Source organism: Ruegeria lacuscaerulensis, assembly GCF_013031245.1.
Classification (GTDB): Bacteria; Pseudomonadota; Alphaproteobacteria; order Rhodobacterales; family Rhodobacteraceae; genus Ruegeria; species Ruegeria lacuscaerulensis_C.
On record NZ_WPZL01000005.1, the window covers coordinates 17,478 to 31,119 of the forward strand.

Consider the following 13,642-nt stretch of genomic DNA (forward strand, 5'->3'; position numbering starts at 1 on the left):
TTCTATAACCTGTTGTGCAGCACGCGAATTGGATAGAAGACCCGATGAAACTCAAACTTCTTGTTGGAATAGTCCTGACGATCTGGGCGTTTACAGCGGCCATTGCTACCGGAGCGGCGGCGCAAACGTCTCTGATCCCCGGGTACAGTTCGGGTTCGGAAGCTGAAACCGGTACAAGCCAGGACGGCGAACTGGCAGCCGCGATAAAAGCCGCCACCGAAGCCGGGGCAAGCGTGATTGTGATCGACAGCGCAGGACAGATCGTTTCCTCAGGTGGCCAGCAAGGCACCGGAGCCGACGCCGCTGGAACGCATGATCCAATGGGCGACGGCTCGCAGTTGATGAAGGCGCAGGAGCGGTTCTCAAGATTCCGCGAGTCGATGAACTCCCGGCTGGAGGCTTTGCCGTATTCGATTTTCGAAGTTCAGTATGTGCTGCGCCAGACCAGCCCTGATGGCCGGATCCAGACCTATGTCGAGGTTTTGATCTGGAACATTCTGTTCCTGCTGTTGGGGCGCTGGCTGTCAATCGAGATTTACGGAAAGCGCATTGCCAGAAGGCTCGTCGTAGCGCGGTCCAAGGACAACCCGCAGGGTTATCGCGAGAAGATGCCGTTTCTGGTCTTTCGCTTTGTCATGGGCGTCGGGGCCACGATTTTCGCCATGCTGATGGCATTGATCGTGGGATATCTGTTCTTTGGCGAGGCAGAAGATATCTCGATCCAGTTCACGGTCACGGCTATTTTCTCCGCCTATTTCCTGTCGCGGACGGTATCGGATCTGTGGCGGATGGTGCTGTCGCCCTATCTGAGCCAATACCGTCTGCCACCGTTTTCCGACCGGGATGCAAAACGATTGTATTTCTGGGCTTCGGCCCTTGCGACCTATGATATCTCGGTCGTGCTGTTCGCAACCTGGGTCGCGGATTTTGGGCTGAACTATAACGTCTATGCGATGGTGTACGGCTGTCTGACCATGTTCGGCGCGCTGGGCAATGTGCTGATGATCCTTTTCAACGCCCGTGCCATTTCGAATGCAATCCGCGGTGGCAGGTCGGCGGATCAGGTGTCCTGGATTTCGCGCTTCATCTCTTACGCCTGGGCGCCGGTTTTGATCGTTTATATCGTTTTCAGCTGGTTCAAGCTGGCTGTCGATCTCGTGCTTGAGAATGAGAACTCGATTCCGATCGTGGCCAGCAGCTATGCGATCTTCATGTCGGTGGTCATCGCCTATGGGGCGATGAATTACCTGCTGGAACGTTATTTCGACCGCAACCGCCAGATGGAGGAAATTAATTTCGACGCCGACGCCGACGCGGAACAGGAAGCAGAAGCAGAAACACCTGCAGAGACAGCCGAGGCGGAAATGCGGAAGCACTCGATCCTGACATATGAGGATCTGGCTCGTCGCGTGGCAGGAATTCTGGCGTTTGTTGTCGGGCTCTATGCGCTTGTCGTCATCTGGAACCCCGAAGCCAGCTGGAGCGAAGACCTGCCGGTTGAACGCGCCCTGGACGTGATGGTCATCCTGTTCATCGGGTATATTCTGTTCCATTTTTTCCGCATCTGGATCGACACGAAGATCGCCGAGGAAATCGATGATGGCGGAGCCGAGGCCGAGCTGGGCGATGAGGGGGGTGAAGCCGGGCAAAGTCGGCTGGCGACGCTGCTGCCGTTGTTCCGCGGAGCAATACTGGCTGTGGTCGTCGTTACAATCGTACTGATTGTGCTGATGGAGCTGGGCATCAATGTCAGCCCGTTGTTCGCGGGTGCCGGTGTCGTGGGTCTGGCCGTTGGCTTTGGCTCGCAAACTTTGGTGCGCGATATATTTTCTGGCGCGTTTTTCTTGATGGATGACGCGTTTCGCAAGGGAGAATATATCGACATCGGGGACGTGAAAGGGACGGTAGAAAAGATATCGGTCCGTTCATTCCAACTGCGCCACCATCTGGGCGCGTTGAACACCATCCCGTTTGGAGAGATCAAGGTTCTGACCAACTATTCCCGCGATTGGGTGATCATGAAGCTGCCGTTGCGGGTGACGTATGACACCGACGTGGAAAAGGTCCGTAAGCTGATAAAGAAACTCGGCCAGCAATTGCTGAGCGATCCGGTGATCGGTGAGAACTTCATCCAGCCGCTGAAATCGCAGGGTGTGATCGAGATGCAGGATTCCGCGATGATCATCCGGGTCAAATTCATGACCAAGCCGGGTGATCAATGGCTGGTGCGCAAGAAGGTCTATCAGGAAATACGCGAGCTATTCGCGCGCGAAGGTATCCGTTTTGCGCACCGCGAAGTCACGGTTCGTCTGGCGGATGGCAAAGAGACCGAGGATCTGACGCCCAAAGAGCGCGAAGCGGTAACCGGCGCAGTACAAGCTGCGATTGACGAGGACTATCTGGATGATATCGGCCCTGGCGGCGGCGATGATCGGTAGGGGGGTACTCCCGCCCCTTTGGAATGCGTCGCTGACGCGACGCCCACCAAAGCGTTGGGCCGGGCCGCGCGTTTCGCGCGGCGGTTGGCTCAGGTCGGTAGCGATGGCCAGGTCGGTTGGGCAGTTCCAAGTTTAGATGCGGGCATGGACCAGGCCATCTGCGCTGTTCCTACGACCAGCGCGGGCTTAAGGCGGTGGCCCGGACCCCAGTCGGAAGATTCGAGGCCCTGAGCATAATCTTTCGGAGTGGGTTCCGTGATGTCTGCGCCAGTTTCTGATTTTCCCAATGCCGCCAGCAACTCGGCGGTGCGGGCCAGTGACAGTTGAGCGTGCATGATCGAGTTTCCAGATGCAGCTTCGGCCATGGCCGACAGCACCGCAGCCGCCATGAGATACCCCGTCGCATGATCCAGTGCCTGGACCGGCAGTGGCGTTGGTTTTTCGGCCTTGGCCCATGCACGTCCAGCGTCGGCGATCCCGGCGCTCATTTGAACGAGGCTGTCAAAGCCGCGCCGGGTAGACCAGGGCCCTTGCCAACCATAGGCGTTCAGGGCGACCTCAACCCTGTTGGGGGCAAGCTCATCCCGTTTGACCTTGTTCAGACCAAGAGCATCCAATGCGCCGGGCCGGTATCCGTGGACAAAGACATCTGCCTGAGACAACAGACCGTGCAGCTTTTCCATCCCGGCGGGTGACTTCAGGTCGAGGTAAGCGCAGTGCTTACCTAGGGAAATGTCCGGGATGACGCCGGGTTCGTCCCAGCCGGGCGGGTCAATGCGCAGGACTTCGGCTCCGAACCCAGCCAGGGTCCGGGTCGAGACCGGCCCGGCCAGCACGCGGGTTAGGTCGAGGACGCGCAGGCCTGCCAGTGGACGATTGGCCGTTGCTTCGGGGCGTTCTCTCAGGGTGATTTTCCTGGGGCTGTGCCAGCCGATCAACGGATCGCGGGATACTGCCCGGCCCTGAGGGTGATCCAGCCAGTCCGCCCGACTGCGCATTGCAGCGGCAACGCCGCCTTTGGCGACGATTGCCGCTTCCAGATCCGCGATGGCCCATTCCTTCACAGCCTGGGAAACGGCTTCCTTGTCGTCTTTTGCACCCAGAACTTTCAGGGCTGCGGCCCGATGATGCGGCAGGTTGGTGTGCAGTCTGATCCATCCATCTGACGCTTGATAATCCCCGGCCACGGCGTCCCAAAGGCTCGGCATGTCCCATCCATCCGGTTTGAACGAAAACCCGAACCAAAGTGAAGCCAGCCTGTGATCGACTGAAACGTCTGGTGCGCTGGGTGCCAGATTCAGCGCGGTGATAAGGCGCGCCAGTTCCATACCAACGGCGGCGAAACCGGCCGTTGCCAGTTCGGACACTGCGAATGCGCTGGGCCGCGTACCGGTCCCCGATGTCTTGTAGCTGTCTGAGGCTGGGAGTGCGGAAAGCAGGCTCATTGCTGATACGGGTCCAGACTGTCGCGCAGCCCGTCACCAAGGAAGTTGAAAGCCAGCACGACGACGATGATCGGCAGCATCGGGATCGCCGTCCACGGGTAAATCTCGATGGATGCCAGATTCTGCGCGTCGTTTAACATGACGCCCCAACTGACCGCAGGCGCCCGCAGGCCGAGCCCCAGGAAACTGAGCGCGGTTTCCCCAAGGATCATCGCCGGGATTGACAATGTAGCCGAGGCAATCAGATGCGACATGAAGTTGGGGAGCAGGTGTTTGCGGATGACACGACCTGAGCTTGCGCCCATCATCTCGGCCGCGCGCACGTATTCTTCCTCTCGCAGCGACAGGAATTTGGCGCGAACGGATCGTGCCAGACCGGGCCAGTCGAGAATCCCCAGGATGATCGAGATGATGAAGAACACCGCGACCGGGCTCCAGTTCGACGGCACGGCCGCGGACAGCGCCAACCAGAGTGGCAATTCAGGCAGTGAGCGCAGGATTTCGATCACACGGTTGATGACCCAGTCGATTTTGCCACCGAAATACCCGGCCATCGATCCGAACAGGATGCCAAGGAAAAACGAAACCGAAATGCCGATCAGACCAACAGTCAGCGACAGTTGCGCGCCGTAAAGTATGCGGCTGAACACGTCTCGGCCCAGACGGTCAGAACCCCATAGGAACAACGTCGCTCCCTCGGGCGCGCAGAACAGGCGGGTATCCGATTTGATCAGACCGGCCAGCTTGTATTCCGAGCCTTCGCAGAAGAATCGGACCGGACGCGGATCTTCGGTGTCGGGTACGAATTTCCATTGAAATGTCTCAAGGTCCGCTTCGGCCACGATGGGATAGACATAAGGTCCGATGAACTGGCCATCGTGGAACCAGTTTACGCTCTGGGGTGGGGCGTACAGGTGCTCTCCGTTTCGTTCATTCGGGCCATAGGGCGCGATGAAGCCAGCGAAGGGCAACATCAGATAGCAGAGCAGCAAGAAAATACCTGATATCAGGCCCAGCTTGTGTGTCCTGAACTTGCGCCAGACCAGAACCCAGTTTGGCGCGTCCAGGTCGGCGCGTTCCAACTGCTGCAGCGCGGCATCCGGGTCATAGGGGGCGTCGTCGACGAAGCGACCATCCGGGTGTTGCGTCATGCTTCGCGCCCCTCATATCGAATGCGCGGGTCCAGCATGACCAGCAGGATGTCGGAAATCATGGTGCCGATCAGAGTCAGCAGGGCCACAAACATCAGGATGAAAGCGGAAAGGAATTGATCCTGTGTTTTCAACGCCGTCAGCAGTGTCGGGCCAATGGTTTGCAAGCCCAGTACGACCGAAACCAGAACCGATCCTGACACCATCGAAGGCAGCAGGTTCCCGATATCCGCGACAAAGGGATTGAAGGCCACGCGCAACGGATATTTCGTCAGCATTCGCGACGGGGCCATGCCTTTGGCGATGGCGGTTTCCACATAGGGCTTACCCAACTCGTCCAGCATGTTGGCCCGCAGACGCTGCATCATGGCTGACGCGCCCGAGGTGCCAATCACGAAGGTCGGAACGATCAGGTGGATCAGGATGGATTTCATCTTCTCCCAGCTCATCGGCATACCTTCGAACATCGGGTCCATCAAACCGCCAATAGGCAGGTTGAAATAGCGATGTCCGTAATAAAACAAGATCAATGCCAACAGGAAGTTTGGCGTCGCCAGGCCGAGATATCCGACGAAGGCAGAGGTGTAGTCGATCCAAGTCCGTGACCGCGCTGCGGCAAGAACGCCAAGGGGCAGGGCAACCGCGTAAACGAAAAGAATGGCTGCAAGGTTGACCACCACGGTCAGCCACAGGGTATCACCGACAATTTCAGCGACAGGGCGATCGAATTCGAAAGACCAGCCATAGTTTCCTTGCAGCAGTCCCTCGAACCCGTGCGGGCCCGGCCAGAACCCGATCCAGATCAGGTACTGTTCCCACATGGGGCGATCAAGCGCGTATTCCGTTCGCAGGAACTCAGCCTTGGCTACACCGGCCGACTGGCCCGAGGCCTGCAATTCTGCGATCTGGTTGCTCAGATAATCGCCGGGCGGCAGGTTAATGATCACGAAGATCAGAACCGACACCACCAACAGCGTCAGTAGCATCGTGAAAAAGCGATACACCGCATAGCGCAGCATGACCATTTGGCTGCTCCTGTCAGTCGGCGAAGAAGAATTCGTCCGGGCGGTGAATACCGAAATGCGCGCCGGGCTCCCACGCCCACATGGCTTGCTCGGGCACGTTGCGCAGGCGGTTGGACACAACAACGGGCTGGGGTGCTCCGTTCAGGATGCCGATAGCATAAAGCTGATCGGCGTGAATTTTCAGCATCTCGGCCCAGACCGCCTCGCGTTCTTCGTTAGTGGAAGCGACCTCCCAGTCATGGGCCAGTTGCATCAACCGTTCGGCTTCGGGCATGTCGGGAGCTTCACCCACGTCCCCGCCGGTCTGGTAGTACTGTCCCCATTTGGGCCAGGCCAGAAAGACCTGATCGGTCGGCGCCAAATAGGCGGGCGAGGTGTGAGCCTGCGGGATGCCATCATCCCAGCCGAACCAGACCGAGGCCATGGTATTGCCTGAAAATACCCGGTTGCGAAGAATATCCCTATCCAGCGGACGCATGACAAGGTCAACGCCGATCTCGCGCCAGGTGTCGGTGACAATCTGCAGGGCGTTCTCGACCTCCTGCCGTTCGCCGGCGGTTTCGATGACCAGCTCCATCGGGCGGCCATCAGGCAACATGCGAACGCCATTTTTGTTTCGCTCGGTCAGGCCGACTTCATCCAGCAGGGCGTTGGCCATGTCGATATCATATTGTGCCCAGGCCTGAGCATTTTCCTCGTTATAGAAGGGTGAGGCGGGCAGAACCGACATCGCGCGGGGTTGGGCCAGTTTGAAATAGAGCGCCTGATTGATCGTCTTGCGGTCGATTGCCAGAGACAGGGCGCGGCGCACGCGGACGTCGCGCAGGACTTCGCGCCAACCGTCATCGGCAAAATTCAGGTTCGGATAGATCGCAATCTGCGAAGCGACACCGGTTTTCCATAGCAATGTTTTGTAATTGCCCCCGGCCTCACCCTTTTTCAGGATCGAGGCGTCCCGAAACGCCAGCCCCCGTCCCTGAAGGTCGGTCTCCCCGGCATTTGCTTTCGCGGCGACCAGCCCGGGGGCCACGATCTCCATTTCGACCACGTCGATATAAGGCAGCTGAACGCCCTTACTGTCGATACGGTGATAGTAGGGATTGCGCACAAAATTATGGCGGATTTTCTTACCCGAACTGGCGTTCAGCCAAGGTTGCAGCGTGGGAAGTTCGTGGTTGTCATACTTATAGAGATTATCCAGTTTGTTGTGCAGCGCGGCCCAGCTTTTGACACGGGCGTCTTCGACAAAAAACGCCAGTTCCTCGGCGTCTGCATATCTCTCGTGATATTGCTTCAGAAACGCGGCGGGCCGGTAAATGAAAGGCGGGCGCGCCTGCGCCAGAGATTGCAGGAAGTCCGGATTCGGGTCTTCCCATTCAAAGACGATGGTGGTCTCGTCAGGGAAAGTTACAGTTGGCGTTTTGCCTTCAACGATCAGGAAATCCGGGGGACCAGAGGGGCTAAGGAGCTCATTGTTGGCGACGTCTTCCCACCAGTAGCGAAAATCCTCGGACGTAAACGGAGAGCCATCGGACCATTTATGTCCTTCCCGCAGGTTCAACGTGAATTTGCGATTGTTCTCGTTCTCAAACGACTCCAGCAAGTCAGGTACGATCTCGTAGTTTTCGTTGAACCCCACCAGTCGCGCATAGCCGTATACAACCATCTGACGGATGTCCTTGGAACGCGTTACCATGGTTCGCAATGTGCCGCCCGGGGTTCCGAATTCGCGCCCTTTGGCCGCCAGATCCACAATCAAAGGTTCGGTTGGCAGCCGGTCCTGAACAGGAGGAAGGTTCCCCGCATTAACCTCAGTGGCCCAAAACTCGCTTTCCTGCAAAGTTGGAGTTTCTGCCGTGGCAGGTAGCATCCATGAGGCGGCCAGCGCGGCGGCCAGAAGTATCGGGCGAGGGGTCTTAAACATGGCATCGTACCTTATGTCCGGGCTCCATCTCTACCAGCGAGGGTATCACGGAGTCGGTAAATCGGAAGGCGTCATCCCAACTGTCTGGTGAACCTGCGCCCAAAGCAACCAATTTCAGGTCAATGGGCCGGTTGATGTCGGGTTCCGGCTGAGCGGCAATCAGCGCCTTGGTGTAGGGGTGGCGGGGATTGTAGAAAAGCGTTTCTGGTGGGGCCTGCTCGACAACAAGCCCCCGGCGCATGACGGCGACTTCATCGGCAATGCGCGCCACGACGGCCAGGTCGTGGGAGATAAAGAAGTAGGACAGGTTCAGACTATCCTGCAGATGTTCCAGCAAAGTCAGGATTTGTTCCTGAACAGAGACATCCAGGGCCGAGGTCGGCTCGTCGCAGACGATCAACTGCGGGTCCAGCATCATCGCCCGGGCGATGGAAAGACGCTGACGCTGACCGCCTGAGAATGCATGCGGGTAGCGTTTCAGCATGTCAGAATTCAGCCCGACACGCTGCAGCATCTCTGCCGCCTTGTCCCGCTGTTCCGATACCGAGCCGATACCGTGAATCTCCAACGGCTCGGTCATGGCGTCCTGAATGCGCATGCGGGGACTGAGCGAGCTGTATGGGTCCTGAAAAACCATCTGCGCCTGGCGTTGAAAGGCGGTGCGCTGGGCGCGCGCCATTCGGTGCACGGTGATCGGATCTTTGTCGGGAGACGTCCGAAACAGAACCTCACCGCCAGGATCTGGTGGTTCGGCTCCAAGTGCGATGCGGGCGGCGGTGGTTTTGCCCGAACCGCTTTCTCCGACGACGGCCAGCGTTTTACCGCGTGCGAGATTCAGATCAACGCCGCGGCAGGCATGGATGAGTTTATCACCCTGCCAGCCCTTGCTGGATCGCATCGTATAGGTTTTCGATACATCCTTCATCTGAAGAATCAGATCCTCGCGCGGCATGGGCAACCCAACGGACTCTTCGTCCGGAATCTCAGGGGCCGCATTGAACAATTGCTGGGTGTAGGGATGGGCGGGCGCGGTCAGGATCGGCGCGGCCGCGCCTGACTCCATCACGCGCCCTTTGTGCATGACGACAACCTGCTCGGCCATGTTGGCGACCACGCCCAGATCGTGCGTCACAAGGATAAGCGCCATTCCGGTTTCGCGCTGCAGTTCTTTGATCAATCCCAGCACCTGCGCCTGTGTCGTCACGTCAAGCGCGGTTGTCGGCTCGTCCGCGATCAGCAATTCCGGTTTGGACACCATTGCCATCGCGATCATTGCCCGTTGACGCATACCACCGGACAATTCAAAGGGATAAGAATCATAGGCGCGTTCGGGCTCCGGGAAACCTACGCGTTCGAATTGGGTCAGGACTTGTTTGCGAGCCTGAGCTTCAGAGGCACCGCGGTGCAGCCACAGAACTTCGCTGACCTGATTGCCGATCTTGTGCAAGGGGGACAGCGACCGCATCGGTTCCTGGAAAATCATCGAAATCCGATTGCCGCGAATATCCCGCATTTGGCGCTCGGTGATCTGTGTCAGCTCCTCTACGCCTTTGGAATCATTCAGGGTAATTGTTCCGCTGCGAATCTGCGCGGTACGCGGCAGGATGCGCAAGGCCGCCCGACACGAGATGGTCTTACCCGACCCGGACTCACCAACCAAAGCAAGCGTCTGCCCGGCTTCCACATCGAAATTTACACCTTGGACAACGGACTCGCCTGCACCGAAACCGATGCTGAGGTCCCGGACAGACAACAACGCTGTCATGCGGGTCTTCCACCCGTAAGGCCGTGGTTCGGCATCGGCTAAATCAACTCCCTGTGTTTTTTGAAGCAGTTTCGCGCGGTTGGTGCGGGCTAGTCAAACCCGTTCTTGGGCCGAAATGTCGCGAAATTGTGAAACTGACACCAATTTGCCTACACAAAGTCTTGAGGATTTGTCATCAAACGCGGTGTCGGCCTCAGTTTACAAGTCGATTGATATCAAGGAGAGATTTCCCCGTGCCAGACAACCAAAGCCGCCTGGATCTGTTCATCGACCGCATGGTGTCTCAGCGCGCCTGTCTGGATTACGCCATCGCGCAGACAAACGGCATGCCGGGGCCTGTGTTCGAATTGGGTTTGGGCAACGGGCGCACCTATCACCACATGGTTCAATATGTTCAGGACCGTCCCGTTTACGTGTTTGAGCGCGCGGTGGCGTCGCATCCGGAATCGACGCCGCCCGACGATCTGGTGATTCTGGGGGATGTTCGGGAAACCCTGCCAGCCTCGCTGGACCGTTTCGGGGCTACTGCCAGCCTGATCCACGCAGACCTTGGCGGGCATAACCGGGAAAAGAACGACGCGTTCGCCAGGTTCGTCTCGCCGCTGATCGAGCCGTTGCTGGCCAATGGCGGCCTGATGGTTTCAAGCGACAGGATGTATTTCCAAACTTTGGTCGAACAGCCATTGCCGCCCGGAGCGGTCGAAGGCCGGTGTTTCGTCTATCGTCGCTGACAGGTAGAGGACTTTTTGATGCGGTTCTATGATTGTTCAACGGCCCCCAACCCACGGCGTGCCCGCATGTTCATTGCGGAAAAGGGTCTGGATATCGAAACCCAGGAGGTCTCGATCGCCAAGGGTGAGCAACTGAGTGACGCTTTCAAAGCGGTAAATCCGAACGCGACCGTTCCGGTTCTGATCACCGATGACGGAACGGTGCTAACCGAAAACCTTGGCATAGCGGCCTATCTCGAAGCTTGCTTCCCCGAGCCGCCGCTGATGGGCCGTACACCGGATGAAAAAGGGTCGGTGTTGATGTGGAACAGTATTGTCGAACAACAGGGCGGTGCTCCAATCGCGGAAACGCTGCGCAATACGCATCCGGCTTTTGCAGACAGAGCGATTCCAGGGCCGGTGAATCATGCGCAGATTCCCGAATTGGCCCAGCGAGGAAGGGCGCGGGTTGCGCATTTCTTCGGCCTTCTTGAGACGCGATTGGTGGAAAGCGCCTATATCGCCGGGCCAGACTTCAGTCTGGCGGATATTTCAACCTTTGTTTTTGTGGACTTTGCCCGTGTGATCAAGATGCGGATTCCAAAGGAAAACCCTGCAACTCTGGCGTGGTTTGAAAAGGTCGGCGTTCGCCCCAGCGCGCAACTTTAAAGCTGTGTTTATTGTTGGCAGTTTTTGCATTTTAAGAACTGTACAGAAATGTCTAGACAGAAGTGAACAGTGCGATTAGCGTCCTATCCGAGTCATGCAGGGGAGGGCAGAGATGAAATCTCAGTATCGCGTTGTGATCATCGGGGGCGGTGTCGTCGGGGCCTCGGTTCTGTATCATCTGGCCAAGTTCGGCTGGTCAGATGTGGTCATGCTGGAGCGGCGGCGTCTGGCGTCCGGGTCGTCCTGGCATGCGGCGGGTGGCGTTCATGCTCTGAACGCAGATCCAAACATGGCCGCCTTGCAGTCCTATACCATCGACCTGCTCAGCGAGATTGAAAAAGAATCTGGTCAGAATATCGGTCTTCACATGACTGGCGGCCTGACACTTGCAGGAACGCCGGAGCGCTGGGAATGGTTGCAGGCCAACTATCGCATCTTCCAGTCCATCGGTATCGATGATTGCGAGCTGCTGACCCCGGAAGAGGCGCAGAAACGTTGCCCGATCATGTCCACCGAGGGCGTGCTGGGCGCGATGTGGGCCGACCGGGAGGGGTATATCGACACGACCGGCACGGTTCAGGCCTATGCGACGGCGGCCAGGAAACGCGGCGCTGAATATTACGAAGAGACCAAGGTCGAGGAGCTGATTCAGACCGATGATGGCTGGCAGGTCGTCACCGACAAAGGCACCATCACTTGCGAACATGTGGTCAACGCCGCCGGCCTTTGGGCCAAGCAGGTCGGGCGCATGGCAGGGATCGAACTGCCTGTGTCGCCGCTCAAGCATCATTACCTGATCACTGACACAGTGCCTGAGGTGGCGGCGGCGGATTTCGAGATGCCGATGACCGTGGACCTCGAAGGATTCACCTATATGCGGCAAGACCAGAAGGGCGTTCTGGTCGGCATATACGAGGTCGACCACGAACATTGGGCCATGGATGGCGCGCCGTGGAATTATGGCGAGGAGCTGTTTCAGGAACAGCTCGACCGGATCGAGAATGAGTTAACGCTGGGTTTTGAGCGGTATCCGTCGATCCAGAATGTCGGCATCAAGACATGGGTAAATGGCGCCTTTACCTTTTCGCCCGATGGCAACCCTCTGGTTGGTCCGGTTCCGGGCAAGCGCGGGTACTGGTCGGCCTGTGCGGTGATGGCGGGCTTTCTGCAGGGTGGCGGTGTCGGCAAAACGCTGGCTGAGTGGATGATCCATGGTGAGCCCGAGGCCGATGCCTGGCCGATGGACGTGGCGCGCTATGGCGATTTTGCCCAGAACAAACGCTATATCCGCGATACCACAGGCCAGTTCTATTCGCGCCGTTTCGTTATGACCTATCCGAACGAACAACTGCCGGCGGGCCGGCCGCTGAAAATGGCCCCGGCCCATGACGCGATGACCGAGGCCGGATGTAAGTGGGGCGTCAGCTGGGATCTGGAAGTGCCGCTCTATTTCGCGCCCAAAGGGTTTGAAGAGACGCCAACGCTGAAACGGTCGAACGCGCATGATATTGTCGCCGAAGAATGCAAGGTGATCCGCGAAGGTGTCGGCCTGATGGACATCTCAGGCTTCTCGCGGTTCGAGGTCACCGGACCGAACGCCGAGGTCTGGCTCGACGAAGTGATGGCGTCGAAATTGCCTGCGCCTGGTCGGGCTAAGTTGGCGCCGATGCTGGGCGAAAATGGTCGGCTCAAGGGCGATCTGACCGTTCTGAACTGGGGCGATGGCACTTGGTGGATCATGGGCAGCTACTATCTGCGGGCCTGGCACATGCGCTGGTTTGATGACCACATGATCGACGGTGTTACCGTCCGCGATCTGGGTGAGGAATATTGCGGGTTCGGTCTTGTCGGTCCGAAATCGCAGGCCGTGATCGAAAAGCTGGCGGAACAGGATATTTCGGGCCTGAATTTCATGGGGTGCGGTGACTTCGATATTGGCCTTGTCCGCGCCCGTGTTGCGCGCATGTCGGTGACAGGTGAAAAAGGGTACGAGGTCAACTGCCGCTATGGCGATCACATCAAGCTGCGGCGGATGCTGCTGGAGGCCGGGGCCGGGGAAGACATTCGCGAATGCGGATTCAACGCGATGCTCTCAACTCGGCTTGAGAAGAGCTTTGGCATCTGGTCGGCGGAATTCACCCAACTTTACACGCCGGGCATGACCGGCATGGATCGCTGGATCGACTGGGACAAGGATTTCGTCGGAAAAGAGGCCGCCGTCGCCGAACGAGACGGCAATGGACCGGCGCAAGTGCAGGTGACGCTGGAGGTGGATGCCTTGGATGCCGATGCCAGCGGGTACGAGCCGATCTGGTCGAATGGTGAGCGTGTCGGATTTGTGACCTCGGGCGGATACGGCCACTACACTGGCAAGTCGCTGGCCATGGCGCTGGTAAACCGGGACAAGGCAGAGCCGGGCACCGAATTGTCGGTCCACGTCGTAGGTGTTGAACGCCCCGCGCGGGTTATCGCTCCGTCCCCCTACGACCCTCAGGGTACAGCGATGAGGGGCTGA

At 58.2% G+C, this 13,642-nt stretch carries 9 protein-coding genes; 4 read left to right on the forward strand and 5 right to left on the reverse strand.

The features are described from left to right. Window positions 1-44 precede the first annotated feature (44 nt). On the forward strand, window positions 45-2,438 hold the full coding sequence (locus tag GOX66_RS08305; protein ID WP_170761506.1) for a mechanosensitive ion channel family protein: 2,394 nt from the start codon (window positions 45-47) through the stop codon (window positions 2,436-2,438). An 89-nt stretch (window positions 2,439-2,527) separates the two neighbouring features. On the opposite strand, the gene GOX66_RS08310 is transcribed toward GOX66_RS08305, so the two are convergent. Genes GOX66_RS08310 through GOX66_RS08330 form a run of 5 tightly spaced genes read right to left on the reverse strand, consistent with a single transcriptional unit; the run spans window position 2,528 to window position 9,748 of the window. Then, complete coding sequence (locus tag GOX66_RS08310) at window positions 2,528-3,883, reverse strand: CoA transferase (protein ID WP_170761508.1); 1,356 nt, start codon at window positions 3,881-3,883, stop codon at window positions 2,528-2,530. Beyond that, window positions 3,880-5,034 (reverse strand): ABC transporter permease, encoded by a 1,155-nt coding sequence (locus tag GOX66_RS08315; protein ID WP_170761510.1) that lies wholly within the window; start codon window positions 5,032-5,034, stop codon window positions 3,880-3,882. The genes GOX66_RS08310 and GOX66_RS08315 overlap by 4 nt, the downstream gene beginning before the upstream one ends. Continuing rightward, window positions 5,031-6,059 carry an ABC transporter permease gene (locus GOX66_RS08320; protein ID WP_170761512.1) on the reverse strand — a complete coding sequence of 343 codons (1,029 nt, stop codon included), beginning with the start codon at window positions 6,057-6,059 and terminating at the stop codon, window positions 5,031-5,033. Before GOX66_RS08320 ends, GOX66_RS08315 begins: the two co-directional genes overlap by 4 nt. Window positions 6,060-6,072: 13 nt before the next feature. Next, entirely contained in the window at window positions 6,073-7,983 is a 1,911-nt protein-coding gene (locus GOX66_RS08325) for an ABC transporter substrate-binding protein (protein WP_170761514.1), read from the reverse strand. Continuing rightward, entirely contained in the window at window positions 7,976-9,748 is a 1,773-nt protein-coding gene (locus tag GOX66_RS08330) for an ABC transporter ATP-binding protein (RefSeq protein ID WP_170761516.1), read from the reverse strand. Before GOX66_RS08330 ends, GOX66_RS08325 begins: the two co-directional genes overlap by 8 nt. Window positions 9,749-9,981: 233 nt before the next feature. Here GOX66_RS08330 and GOX66_RS08335 point away from each other — a divergent pair, with 233 nt between their 5' ends. From GOX66_RS08335 to GOX66_RS08345, 3 genes are all read left to right on the forward strand, one after another. Further along, entirely contained in the window at window positions 9,982-10,479 is a 498-nt protein-coding gene (locus tag GOX66_RS08335; RefSeq protein WP_170761518.1) for a class I SAM-dependent methyltransferase, read from the forward strand. A gap of 18 nt (window positions 10,480-10,497) precedes the next feature. Beyond that, the gene (locus GOX66_RS08340; RefSeq protein WP_170761520.1) at window positions 10,498-11,127 is read left to right on the forward strand and encodes a glutathione S-transferase family protein; all 630 of its coding nucleotides are present in this window, start codon (window positions 10,498-10,500) and stop codon (window positions 11,125-11,127) included. Between the two features lie 112 nt (window positions 11,128-11,239). Beyond that, window positions 11,240-13,642 (forward strand): GcvT family protein, encoded by a 2,403-nt coding sequence (locus tag GOX66_RS08345; protein WP_170761522.1) that lies wholly within the window; start codon window positions 11,240-11,242, stop codon window positions 13,640-13,642.